This is a genomic window from Bordetella tumulicola, assembly GCF_054779135.1.
This window is the reverse complement of record NZ_BAAGYU010000008.1, coordinates 42,379-54,741: the sequence shown is the minus strand read 5'-3', so window position 1 is coordinate 54,741 and position 12,363 is coordinate 42,379. Positions and strand designations below refer to the sequence as shown.

Genomic DNA, 12,363 nt, shown 5'->3' with positions numbered 1-12,363 from the left:
GAGGGCAGGGAAAACCCTCCTGGCAGTAGGCTGGACCGGATTACACCGCTTCAGGCCGACCGGGCCAAAGCCCCCAAAAAAGCCTCATTACCGCGGCTCAGGAAGCGGCCGCAGACACATCATGCCGCATAGGAAAACGCGCCCGGATGGAGCGCTCAATCCCCGTCGCATCCAGGCCAAGCCCGGCCAACAGCGTCGCCTGGTCACCATGATCGATGAACTGGTCCGGCAAGCCGAGTTGCAACACCGGCACGCTGATGCCCTCCTGGTGCAGCAACTCGGTGACCGCGCTGCCTGCTCCACCCATGATGGAGGCTTCTTCGATCGTCACAATGGCGTCGTGGCGAGCGGCCAAGTCCAGGATCAACTCACGGTCAATCGGCTTGACGAAACGCATATCGGCGATGCTGGCGCCCAGGGCCTCCCCGGCGCCCAGGGCTGCCTGCAGCAAGGTGCCGAAAGCCAGAATGGCAATGCCTTGGCCTTCGCGGCGTACGATCCCCTTGCCGACTGGCACCGTCTCCAGCCCCGAGGCAATCTCGGCCCCGCAGCCCGCGCCGCGCGGATAGCGCACCGAAGCGGGGCCCACGTGCGCGTAACAGGTCGACAGCAGTAGCCGAGCCTCGTTTTCGTCCGAGGGCGTCGCCACCACCATATTCGGGATGCAACGCAGATAGGCAATGTCGTAATTGCCGGCGTGCGTCGCGCCATCGGCCCCAACCAGGCCGGCGCGATCCAGCGCAAAGGTCACGTCCAGATTTTGCAGCGCCACATCATGAATCAGTTGATCGTAGGCTCGCTGCAAAAAGGTCGAATAAATGGCGACCACCGGTTTCTGTCCTTCACAGGCCAGCCCCGCCGCAAAGGTCACGGCATGTTGCTCGGCGATGCCCACATCGAAATAGCGACTCGGAAAACGCTGTTCGAACTCGACCAGCCCGCTGCCCTCGCGCATTGCGGGTGTAATCCCCACCAAACGCTCGTCCTGCGCGGCGGTATCGCACAGCCATTGGCCAAAAATCTGCGTAAAGGTCTTGCGCGACGAGGGCTTGCCCTGCTGAATGCCTACGGCGGGATCGAACTTGCCCGGCCCGTGATACAGCACCGGGTCGGCTTCGGCGAGCTTGTAGCCCTGCCCCTTGCGCGTCACGACATGCAGGAACTGCAAGCCCGGCAAGGCCTTCAGATTTTGCAAAGTGGGAACCAACGCGTCCAGATCGTGGCCATCGATGGGCCCCACGTAATTGAAACCCAACTCTTCGAACAGCGTCGCGGGCGTGACGATTCCCTTGGCATGCCCCTCGATGCGGCGAGCGAACTCCAGGACGGGCGGGACATGCTGCAGCACCGCACGCCCCATGTTTTTGGCCGTCGCATAGAACTGCCCCGACATCAGGCGGGCCAGATAGCGATTCATCGCCCCCACCGGCGGCGAAATCGACATGTCGTTGTCGTTGAGCACCACCAGCAGATTAATGTCCGGCGTAACGCCGGCATTGTTCATCGCCTCAAAGGCCATGCCTGCCGACATCGCCCCGTCGCCGATCACCGCGATATGTTGACGATGCACGCCGGCATTGCGCGATGCGACCGCCATGCCGAGCGCGGCGGAAATCGAGGTGGACGAATGAGCGGTACCGAAAGCGTCGTATTCCGACTCGCTGCGCTTGGGAAAACCCGAGATGCCGCCGGCCTGGCGCAACTGCGCCATGCCCGCGCGGCGGCCCGTCAGGATCTTGTGCGGATAGGACTGGTGCCCCACGTCCCACACGATGCGATCGTGCGGCGTGTCATAGACATGGTGCAGCGCCACGGTCAGCTCGATGGTACCCAGATTCGACGACAAATGGCCGCCCGTCTTGGATACCGATTCCAGCACAAAGCCGCGCAACTCTTGCGCCAGGCCTTTGAGCTCGCGGCGGTCTAATTGGCGTAAATCCGCCGGTGTTTGGATACGGTCCAGTATTTCTGTCGTCATGCTCGGTATCAGCGATCTCTGAGTACGATGTAGTCGGCCAAGCGAGCCAGCATCGAGGCGGAATCACCCAGCGGAATCAATGCCGCGTGAGCGGCAGTGCGCAGGGCTTCGGCCAGTTCGCGCGCCTCGTCCAGGCCCAGCAACGAGACGTACGTTGGCTTGTTGTCGGCAGCGTCTTTACCTGCAGTCTTGCCCAGACTGACGGTATCGGCGGTGACGTCGAGAATATCATCGACTACCTGAAAAGCCAGGCCGATCGCCTGGGCATAGTCGTCCAGTGCGCCGCGGGCGCTCGAACTGGCCCCCGACACAATGCCGCCCAACGCCACGCTACATGCCAGCATAGCGCCGGTTTTCATAGTGTGCATAGTCTGCAATTCATCGCGAGACAGCGAACGACCGACACTATGCAAGTCAATCGCCTGCCCACCCGCCATTCCCAGGCTGCCGGCTGCTTGCGCCAGGGCGCGCGTCGCCTGTACGACGAGCGCAGGTGCGATCGGCATTTCCGCCAGCAGTTCAAAGGCCAGAGGCTGCAGCGCATCGCCGGCCAACATGGCCGTGGCTTCGTCAAACTGGATATGTGTCGTGGGACGACCGCGCCGCAAGGTGTCGTCGTCCATGCACGGCAGATCGTCGTGCACCAGCGAATACGCGTGAATAAGCTCGACGGCCGCGGCCGCACGATCCATCGAGGCCTGCAAGGCCACCGTGCTGCCGTTGACCGGACACGCCTGGCCCGCTGCATAGACGAGTGCGGCCCGCACGCGCTTGCCGCCGCCCAACACCGCATAGCGCATGGCTTCGTGCAAACGTACAGGCTGGGTATCGACCGCCGGCAAGCAATCATCCAGTACGGTTTCGATATGTTGAGCACGCCCCTGCAGCCATTCCGCAAAGGCAATATGTTGTCGAGTCATTCCGTTACTCGTCGTCGAGCGCATGAGGATCCAGCGGTCGCAGCAAACCGTCTTCGAGGACTTTGACCTGCTGCTCGGCCTGCGCCAGACGCTCCTGGCAAATCCGGGTGAGGTCGACTCCGCGGCGATAGGCGGCCAGCGACTGCTCAAGCGGCAACGACCCTCCCTCCATGGCGGCAACCAGTGTTTCGAGCTCAGCCAACGCCGTTTCGAAGTCCTGGGGCAAAGGACGATCGTCTTGTTGGGGATCAGTATTCGAAGAAGTGGCCAAGCGGGGCTCCGAGCGCAGGAAAGCAAATCATTAATCAGTGAATTGTACGAGATCACGAACGCTACCTGCCGAGTTGTAGCGGTTGCAACAAAAAGCCGCGCCGTCCGCCCTATCGACTGGTCTGTTTGCGTTTGCACGCCAGGATTAACGGCTGGAAACATTCACTTCGGGCACCGCTGCTAAGGTAAATGCATGTCTGAACGTTTGAATCCCGTAACACTTCCCGCCGGGTCTGGTCTTGCCGGTCCCTCCCTTGGCGATCGCCTGGCCCGACTTGACGCCGCCCGATGGCTAGCCGCATTGGCGGTGGTACTGCTGCACTGCGCCGCACAAGCCGTCTCCGATGCAAACGCCTATGGCAGCCGCGACTGGCTCGCCGCCAACCTCTATGACTCGGCCGTCCGCTGGTGCGTGCCGGTCTTTGTCATGGTCAGCGGCGCCCTGCTCCTGGACCGTAAGCAACCCCAGGATGCTCGACATTTCTATCAGCGGCGCGCCGCGCGCATCTGCGCGCCATTGATTTTCTGGACCTTGTTTTATTTGGCATGGCGCAGCCTGCTGGACTGGTGGGACAATGGACAGATGGACTTATCGTTTTGGCCCCGCAAGGTCGCCGAAGGCGCCCCGTACTACCACCTGTGGTACCTGTACATGATTGTGGGGCTGTATTTGTTCACCCCGCTCGTGCGCGCGCTGTATCACCGCAGCCAACCCGCCGCGCGCCGACTATGGGTCGTTGGGATCTTGGGCGTCGCGATCCTGGATGCGCTGTATCGCCAGGCGCTGGGTACGGGTCAAGGATTTTTTCTGACCTGGTTCCTGCCCTATCTGGGCTATTTCGTCGCGGGCCGCATGATTTTCGACGGGGAACTACGCATCCCACGTCCCGGTCTGATCCTGGCGCTCAGTGTGCTGGCAACCGCATGGGGCGTCTTTACGTTCTCTGAGGCCGGCCGCCTGAATTTGTACTTCTACGACTACTTCAGCATTACCGTGCCGTTTATGTCCCTAGCGGCGCTTCAATGGATTATGAACACGCCGCGCGTCCCGTCTTTGTCCACCCTGGCGCCGCTGACGTTTGGTGTTTACTTGATTCACCCGCTGTTTCTGGATCTGGCCGATCGCTCAGGCACGATGGCCAACGGCGCGGGCGCCGTTTGGGGTGTCCCCCTGCAAACACTTGCCGTATTCGGGCTGTCGGCGGCTTGCTGCTGGTTGCTGAGGCAGCACCCGACCACGCGAAAACTGGTCTAGCCTGATTGGTGACTGACCGTGACCAGGACGAGGTCTGAGTAGGAACCCTGCGTATAAATCCGGGGTGCACGCGGCCCGGATACCTGTTTGGCATTTATGGCGTGTTTCTTACATAAACTGTCAGTAATTTGTCATTGTTTTTGCAGCTCGCCTCTTGTTTTCACCTGATTTAGGCCCCTCTTATCGCATGAATGGAGTAGACTGCAACGTTTGATCGGCCGGACCGATTTTTCTTCGCGCCAGCACGGAAACCCTGCCCGTACTGGCTTTTTTATCCTGGCGGAGGGAATCATGACCGACATTGGTCGGATGGCGCACGTTGTGCCAGCTCGTACCCAGCTTCCCGTCAATGCATACTTTGACGAAGCCCGCTTTAAGCGCGAGCAAGAACTCATTTTCAACCAATCTTCGCTATACGTCGGACACCAAAAACTGGTGCCGGAGATCGGCGATTGGCGTACGTTGCCTCAAGAAAACGGAGGCCGCGTGCTGGTTCGCAACCCGCACGGCGTTGAACTCATCTCAAATGTCTGCCGGCACCGTCAGGCATTGATGCTCGGCGGCGAAACGGGGAATGTGACAGGCCACGGCAACACGCAAGGCAACCTGAAAGCCACGGGCGGCAATATTGTCTGCCCGTTGCACCGCTGGACGTACAACAACCAAGGCGAGTTGTTGGGCGCGCCTCAGTTCGAGCAAACGCCTTGCATGAATTTGCAGAAGTACCGTTTGCGCGATTGTCATGGGTTGCTCTTCGAAGGCCCGCGCGATCCTGCATCGGACATGGCGCCGCTGTTTTCGCGCCCGGAATTCGACTTTGGCGATTACGTCCTGGATCACGTCGAAATTCACCAGTGCAACTACAACTGGAAGACCTTTATCGAGGTCTATCTAGAGGATTACCACGTGGGTCCGTTCCACCCCGGGCTGGGTCGTTTCGTCACCTGCGACGACCTGACCTGGGAGTTCAACGACTGGTATAGCCTGCAAAAAGTCGGCGTGCACAACGCGCTGGCCCAGCCTGGTTCGGACGTATACAAGCAATGGCATGATCGCTTGCTGACGTTCCGCGACGGCGATGCTCCCGATTTCGGTGCGGTATGGGTAACCTATTTCCCGACGCACATGATCGAGCTGTATCCACACGTCCTCGTGCTCTCGACGCTGTACCCCAAGAGCCCGCAGGAAACCGTGAACGTGGTCGAGTTCTACTACCCCGAGGAAATCGCGGCTTTTGAACGCGAATTTGTCGAAGCGCAGCGCGCAGCGTACATGGAAACAGCCATCGAGGACGACGAAATCGCCGAGCGCATGGATGCCGGTCGCAAGGCATTGACGCTACGCGGGGTCAACGAATCGGGGCCATACCAGTCTCCCATGGAAGACGGCATGCAGCACTTTCATGAGTGGTATCGGCGCGTCATGCAGGAAACCTGATCCTCGTAGGCTGTCTGCTCGACCAACAAGGGGCCCTCGAGGGGCCCCTTGTTGTCTCAGACGTCCCGCGCCACGGGCCGGGTTGGATCGCTGCACCACTCGCTCCATGAGCCGGGATACAAGCGCGATCCGTGCAACCCGGCGATCTCCATGGCCAGCAGGTTGTGGCACGCGCTGATGCCGGAGCCACATTGATGCACGATCGTCTCGGGGTCACGCTCACCGAGTAATGCAGAAAACTCCACGCGCAGTTGCGCGGGATCCTTGAAGCGCCCATTGCCCTGCAGGTTTTCACCATTGGGGCGATTCAACGCACCCGGGACATGACCCGCCACCGGATCCATCGGCTCGACCTCGCCGCGGTAGCGATTCGCTGCGCGGGCGTCCAGCACGGTAAAGCCAGGGGTGGCCAGATTGGCCAACACCGCCTCGGCATCGACGGCGCCCACCAGCGGCTGGCCGATAAATACCGCCGGATCCCCGGCATTGCCCGCATCTTGAGCCGGGACGGCAGTGCTTACCGGCAAGTTTGCCTCGTTCCAGCCCTGCCAACCACCATCCAGGACCACCACACGCTCGTGGCCCAACCAGCGCAGCATCCACCACAGATGCGCCGCATACATCCCGCCGCTGGCATCGTAGGCCACGACCAGGGTATCGGGTCCCACGCCGTGTGAACGCATCAGTGCCGCCAGCGCCTCGCGCGTAGGCAGGGGGTGACGGCCATTGGACCCGGTGCGCGGCGCCGCCAGCTCGGTTTCGTGATCCAGATAGCGGGCGCCCGGGATATGTCCCTGCTGGTAGGCGTGCCGTCCTGCGGCGTGATCCATCAAGTCATGCCGCACATCAAAAATACGCAGGTCGGGTGAAGAGAGCTGCTCGGCCAGCTCAGTCGCGGAAATCAACGTCATAGTCATGGGTCGTTCTGCTCCGGATAAATCATGTTAAGTGCCCGAGGGCAAGCGCATGGTGCGCCATACAGACAATAACCCGGCAGCGATGATCAGTCCCATGCCTGCCCAGGCCAGCGTATCGGGACGGTCGCCCCAGATTCCCATGCCCAGCAACGCCGCGAAAATGATCGTGGTGTACTGCAAGGCTGCTGTCAGCAGGGCCGAGCCGACCCCAAAGGCGCGCGTCATGGCCAACTGGCCAAACAGGCCCGCCACGCCCACGCCCACCAGCGACGCATAGGCCTGCCAGCCCACCTGCGCCCATCCCTCGAGAATCAGGCCGACGGTGCTGGACAGGCACACCCCGACCGAGAAAAACAGTACCGTACGCCATTCGGCTTCGCCGATGCGTCCCAGTTGGCGGATTTGCAGCATTGCCACGGCGGACGACGCGCCCGCGATCAGCCCGAACGCCGCAGCCATCCATTGATCAGGATTAATACTGGGGCGCAATATCGAGATCACGCCCACAAACCCCAGGACAACCGCCAGGATACGTACGGGGTCGCGCTGGGCGCCACCCCATCCCAACATCCAGCAGGCGATGAATAACGGCGCGGTGTAGTTCAGGCTGGTGGCCGTGGCCAGCGGCAAATGCGCAATGGCGTAAAACCCCAGCCACATGGACGAGACCCCCGCGACGTTGCGCCATATATGCGGCCGCCAACTCTTGGGCACGATGGATTGCCGGCCCGTACGGGCCCACAGCAGCAACAGAACGACAGAGGGGAAACCACGGAAAAGGACAATTTGGGACAGCGAAGCGCTGTACTCCGTGGCCATTTTCACAAACGACCCCATCAGAGCAAACATGGCCGACGCGACCAACATCCAAAGTGCCTGCATGGGGGCTACACGCTGAAATGAAAAGAAATTAGGGAAAGCGCTACTATACTCCGGGTCCGGAAGACATATGTCGGCCCGACTGCGGAACTGTCGCGCTTTTCCCCAGTCCAAAAAGGCCCTCATCGCTCGCAGAGGAATACAACAAGCATGAAACGCATTTTCCTGTTCGTCATCACAAACCTGGCCGTCATGGTCGTGCTGTCGGCCACACTACGTATTTTGGGCGTGGATCGCATGATCACCGCCCAAGGCCTGAACGTCCAGGCGCTGTTGATTTTTTCCGTTGTGGTGGGTTTTACCGGCTCGATCATCTCGCTGCTGATGAGCAAAACCATGGCCAAATGGAGCACGGGCGCCCAGATCATCGACCCCAACGCCCCGAACGGCCACCGCGAAACCTGGCTGATTGAAACCGTCCACCAGCTCGCGGACCGCGCCGGCATAGGCCACCCCGAAGTCGCCATCTACGAAGGCCCTCCTAACGCCTTTGCCACCGGCGCATTCAAAAACAAGTCGCTGGTCGCCGTCTCCACCGGCCTGCTCGAGAGCATGACCGAAGAAGAAGTCGCCGCCGTCCTTGGCCACGAAGTCGCTCACATCGCCAATGGCGACATGATCACGCTGACGCTGATCCAGGGCGTGGTCAACACTTTCGTTGTTTTCTTTGCACGTCTGGTCGGCTACTTCATCGACCGCGTCATTTTCAAGAACGAACGCGGCGTGGGCATTGGCTATTACGCCGTCGTCATCGTCTGTGAAATCGTCTTTGGCATTTTGGCCTCGGTCATCGTGGCCTGGTTCTCGCGCCAACGCGAATACCGCGCCGACGCGGGTTCGGCCCAACTGATGGGATCTCGCGAACCGATGATGCGCGCCCTGGCGCGCCTGGGCGGGCTGGAGCCGGGTGAACTACCCAAGAGCTTCGAAGCCTCCGGCATCACAGGCAAGGGCGGCCTGGCGGCCATTTTCGCGACGCACCCACCGATCCAAGCCCGCCTCGCGGCCTTGCAACAGATGCGCGTCGCCTGAGGCACCGCAAAAAAACAGGCATAACGACATGTGTCGTTATGCCTGTTTTTATTGGGCATGCCGGTTTGCGGCGGATCAGTCCAGCGTCAAGATGGTCGCGCCGGTCGTCTTGCGCGCCGCCAAAGCCGTCTGCGCCTGACCTGCATCCTCCAGGCGATAACGTTGGTCAATACGAACCTTGATCTTTTTCTTCAGAACCAGATCGAACATTTCCTTGGCCGCGGCGCTCAATTTTTCGAGCGTATTCACGTGCAGGCCCAGCGACGGGCGCGTGACATACAGGCTGCCCTTTTGATTCAGCGTCGCCAGATTCACCCCGGCGACCGGTCCTGACGCATTTCCGAAGCTGACCATCAGGCCGCGCGGCTCAATGCAGTCCAGTGACGTTTCCCAGGTGTCCTTGCCCACGCCGTCGTACACCACTGGGACCTTCTTGCCACCCGTCAATTCCAACACCCGCTCCGCGACATTTTCACGCGAGTAATCGATGGTGGCCCAGGCGCCATTCGCGCGTGCCAGCTCGGCTTTTTCGGGGCTGGAGACCGTGCCGATCAGCTTGACGCCCAACGCCTTGGCCCACTGGCAAGCAATCAATCCCACCCCGCCCGCCGCCGCGTGGAACAAAATGGTTTCATTGCCTTGCAAGCGATAGGTCTGACGGAACAGGTACTGCACCGTCAACCCTTTGAGCATCAGGGCCGCCGCATCCTCAAGATCAATGCCCTTGGGCACCTTGACAACCTGCGCAGCGGGCACATTGCGCGCCTGCGCATAAGCCCCGATCGGGCTTTGTCCATAGGCGACATGATCGCCCTTTTTCAGATGCTTGACGTCCGCGCCAACCGCCTCGACCACGCCTGCGGCCTCAAAGCCCAGACCATGGGGCAGCGGGTGGGGATACAACCCCGTGCGGAAATAAATATCGATGAAGTTCAGACCCACCGCATGCTGGCGAATCGTGATCTCGTTGGCCGCGGGCGGCGGCACTTCAACCTCGACTAATTGCAGGACTTCGGGTCCGCCATGCTGTTCGATACGGATTGCTTTGACGACATTGCTGGTCATACCAGCCTCCTTTGTTGTGATGAACATCTTAACTGGCATGTGGCGTCACTGCTTCGGCTGTGGCCGATTGCCGCCACCTCCCATCAACACCACCACACCACATAACACCAGGGCCGTCCCGCCCAACTGCCATGCGGTAATGGGCTCGTCCAACAGCCACGCCGCCATGAACAAAACCGATACCGGCCCTATCATGCCCAGCAACGACGCCGTCGGCGCGCCGATCAGGGCCACCGCCCACATCAGCATAAACACCGGCAACACCGTACTGAACGTGGCATGCACAAACGAATAACCATAGACACCCGCCGGCTGGATCAACATGGACGGCGGATGCACCACAAAAAACTGCACCAGGCACGCCACACAAGAAACCAGCATGGCATACGCAACCAACCGGGTTGCGCCAACGCGCTTGATCAGCTCGCCCGAGCGAATCAAGTAGACAGCATAGCTGAGCGCCGACCCGAAAATATACAAAGCCCCTAATGCCACGTCGGAACCCACCCCCTGTTTCAGGTCTTGGGCAAACACCAGGATCACGCCCAAATACGAGACCGCCATAGCGACCCACTGACGCGGCGACACGGGACGCTTGAGCCACCAAGCCGACAGCAACACCACCAGCGTGGGCGACAAAAACAGAATCAGGCGCTCAAGGCTGGCCGTCACATAGCGCAGACCTTGAAAATCCAGAAAGCTGGACAAGTAATAGCCCATCAATCCCAGTACACATAACTGAATCCGCTCACTCGCCGTCAAAACGGGCAATTCGCCTCGTGCCGCGCGACGGGCCTCGCGCCACGCCACTACGGCAAAAAACGGCATGGAAAACAACATGCGAAAAGCAATCAACGTGATCGCATCAATGCCATAGCGATAGGTGAGTTTCACCAAAATGGCCTTGCCGGCAAAGAGCACCGCACCCACCGTCGCCAGGAAGAAACCGAATACACGGGCAGAGATGAAGCTGGGGAGCCAAGACTGGACGGGAGAATTCATGCGATGATTTTATCTTTGCGGCGCACGAACTGCCGGGTTGCCCACCTTTTTTTGTTGGCGATTTTCCACCGGTTTGTTGATTTGCATCATCCATCCATCGCTCGTCCCCTTTTATCACTGACGCATGACCCGCCAACGCGCTCTCGTTTCTATCCACCTTGCTGCCGTACTGTTCGGCCTGACCGGCGTTTTTGGCGAGCTGATCCAGGCCAGTGCCGCCGTCATTACCTTGGGACGGGCTTTGTTTGCCGTTTTCGCGCTGTTCGGTTTTTCACGTCTGCAGCGCAAGCCGTTGTTCCAAGCCCTGACGCCCGCCCAACTGTTCACGCTGGTCGTGTCGGGCGGCCTGCTGGCGGCCCACTGGGTCACGTTCTTCATCTCGGTCAAGACAGGGGGAATTGCCATTGCCACGCTGGGTTTTGCCAGTTTCCCGGCCTTTATCACCTTATTCGAAGGCCTGGTGTTTCGTGAAAAGGTACGTCTGGCGGAATGGCTGGTGCTGGCCTTGGTCACGGCGGGTCTCGTGCTGGTCACCCCCTCGTTCAGCCTGGCCGACCAAGGGACTATCGGTCTGGCCTGGGGGATATTTTCCGGTCTGTCATTCGCCCTGCTGGCCCTTAGCAACCGACGTTCGGCCGTTGGCCTGGACGCCATGCAGATCGCCTGCGGCCAGAATATCGTTGTCGTCCTCGCGCTGCTGCCATTCGCCGTCGGCCAGTTGCCGGGGATGGCCGCTATCGACTGGTTCTGGATAGCGCTGCTCGGTATTTTTTGTACGGGCCTGTCGCACTATTTGTTTGTGTCCAGCCTGACCAAACTCAACGCACGCAGCGCCGGCCTGGTCATTGCGCTGGAACCGGTCTATGCGATCGGCTTCGCCTGGATCTTGTTCGCGCAACAACCCACCCTGCGCATGATGTTCGGCGCCATCTTGATCGTGGCGGCCATTGTCTGGTCCGGGCTACGCAAAACGGCGCACTAGGCGTATACCAACAGCACAACGCGCGAATACGCATCGACGTCTTTGTATTGACAATATCTGCCTAGGCAATAAAATAAGCACATGAACCCGCCTCGCTCCCCGGACATGACTGATAGTCCGACGTATTCCTTCCCGACGTCGCGCTGCGTGTCGGACGATAATCTCGGTTTCCTGATCAAGCAGGTCTACCACTCGTTGACTCGCGTTCTCGATCGCGAAACGGCACCGCTCGGGCTGACCGCGAGACAGTGGCGCCCCATCATCATGCTCGCCAGCGGCAAGGCCAACACCCCGGCCGAGTTGGCGCGCCTGAACGACATCGATACCGGCGCAATGACCCGCACGCTTGATCGACTCGAAGCCAAAGGCCTGATACGCCGTACGCGCAGCCAGGAAGACCGCCGCGTCGTCAACATCGAACTGACCGAATTGGGACACGAAAAAGCCGCGGGTATTCCGCCGTGCATTGCGCGATCATTGAATCACCATCTGCGCGGCTTTTCTAAAGACGAAGCGACCCAACTGCAACACATGCTGCTCCGTATGCTGGCCAACGGGTCGGACGGCAAGCCACTCGGTCTTTAATTCGATCTCGGGAAAACCCTATATCGCAACGAGGCTATTCC

Annotated in this window: 12 protein-coding genes; 5 read left to right on the top strand and 7 right to left on the bottom strand. The window is 60.2% G+C overall.

The annotated features are described in order from the left end of the window. Nucleotides 1–97: 97 nt before the first annotated feature. The 3 genes from dxs to ACYVDM_RS15470 are packed head-to-tail and all read right to left on the bottom strand — an operon-like array spanning nucleotide 98 to nucleotide 3,169. Nucleotides 98–1,978: a 1-deoxy-D-xylulose-5-phosphate synthase gene (gene dxs / locus ACYVDM_RS15480; protein ID WP_415792443.1), complete on the bottom strand. Its 1,881-nt coding sequence runs from the start codon at nucleotides 1,976–1,978 to the stop codon at nucleotides 98–100. Between the two features lie 8 nt (nucleotides 1,979–1,986). Next, nucleotides 1,987–2,898, bottom strand: coding sequence for a polyprenyl synthetase family protein (locus tag ACYVDM_RS15475; RefSeq protein WP_415792444.1), 912 nt, complete (start codon nucleotides 2,896–2,898; stop codon nucleotides 1,987–1,989). A 4-nt stretch (nucleotides 2,899–2,902) separates the two neighbouring features. Beyond that, nucleotides 2,903–3,169 (bottom strand): exodeoxyribonuclease VII small subunit, encoded by a 267-nt coding sequence (locus ACYVDM_RS15470; RefSeq protein WP_415792445.1) that lies wholly within the window; start codon nucleotides 3,167–3,169, stop codon nucleotides 2,903–2,905. A 192-nt stretch (nucleotides 3,170–3,361) separates the two neighbouring features. On the opposite strand from ACYVDM_RS15470, the gene ACYVDM_RS15465 reads away from it, so the two are divergent. Both ACYVDM_RS15465 and ACYVDM_RS15460 read left to right on the top strand, forming a co-directional pair. Then, nucleotides 3,362–4,423, top strand: a complete 1,062-nt coding sequence (locus ACYVDM_RS15465) for an acyltransferase (protein WP_415792446.1) — start codon at nucleotides 3,362–3,364, stop codon at nucleotides 4,421–4,423. Nucleotides 4,424–4,714: 291 nt separating this feature from the next. After that, nucleotides 4,715–5,860, top strand: coding sequence for an aromatic ring-hydroxylating oxygenase subunit alpha (locus tag ACYVDM_RS15460; protein ID WP_415792447.1), 1,146 nt, complete (start codon nucleotides 4,715–4,717; stop codon nucleotides 5,858–5,860). A 56-nt stretch (nucleotides 5,861–5,916) separates the two neighbouring features. Here ACYVDM_RS15460 and ACYVDM_RS15455 read toward each other — a convergent pair whose 3' ends face one another. Both ACYVDM_RS15455 and ACYVDM_RS15450 read right to left on the bottom strand, forming a co-directional pair. Beyond that, nucleotides 5,917–6,777 (bottom strand): sulfurtransferase, encoded by an 861-nt coding sequence (locus ACYVDM_RS15455; protein WP_415792448.1) that lies wholly within the window; start codon nucleotides 6,775–6,777, stop codon nucleotides 5,917–5,919. Between the two features lie 27 nt (nucleotides 6,778–6,804). Continuing rightward, on the bottom strand, nucleotides 6,805–7,659 hold the full coding sequence (locus ACYVDM_RS15450) for a DMT family transporter (protein WP_415792449.1): 855 nt from the start codon (nucleotides 7,657–7,659) through the stop codon (nucleotides 6,805–6,807). 147 nt (nucleotides 7,660–7,806) lie between these two features. Between ACYVDM_RS15450 and htpX the strand changes: the two genes are divergently transcribed. Beyond that, entirely contained in the window at nucleotides 7,807–8,688 is an 882-nt protein-coding gene (gene htpX / locus ACYVDM_RS15445) for a protease HtpX (RefSeq protein ID WP_415792450.1), read from the top strand. A gap of 75 nt (nucleotides 8,689–8,763) precedes the next feature. Here htpX and ACYVDM_RS15440 read toward each other — a convergent pair whose 3' ends face one another. Beyond that, nucleotides 8,764–9,753: a quinone oxidoreductase family protein gene (locus ACYVDM_RS15440; RefSeq protein ID WP_415792451.1), complete on the bottom strand. Its 990-nt coding sequence runs from the start codon at nucleotides 9,751–9,753 to the stop codon at nucleotides 8,764–8,766. 45 nt (nucleotides 9,754–9,798) lie between these two features. Continuing rightward, nucleotides 9,799–10,755, bottom strand: a complete 957-nt coding sequence (locus ACYVDM_RS15435; RefSeq protein ID WP_415792452.1) for a DMT family transporter — start codon at nucleotides 10,753–10,755, stop codon at nucleotides 9,799–9,801. A 124-nt stretch (nucleotides 10,756–10,879) separates the two neighbouring features. On the opposite strand from ACYVDM_RS15435, the gene ACYVDM_RS15430 reads away from it, so the two are divergent. Then, nucleotides 10,880–11,737: a DMT family transporter gene (locus tag ACYVDM_RS15430; RefSeq protein ID WP_415792453.1), complete on the top strand. Its 858-nt coding sequence runs from the start codon at nucleotides 10,880–10,882 to the stop codon at nucleotides 11,735–11,737. 81 nt (nucleotides 11,738–11,818) lie between these two features. Then, entirely contained in the window at nucleotides 11,819–12,322 is a 504-nt protein-coding gene (locus ACYVDM_RS15425; RefSeq protein WP_415792454.1) for a MarR family winged helix-turn-helix transcriptional regulator, read from the top strand. The last annotated feature ends 41 nt before the right edge of the window (nucleotides 12,323–12,363 follow it).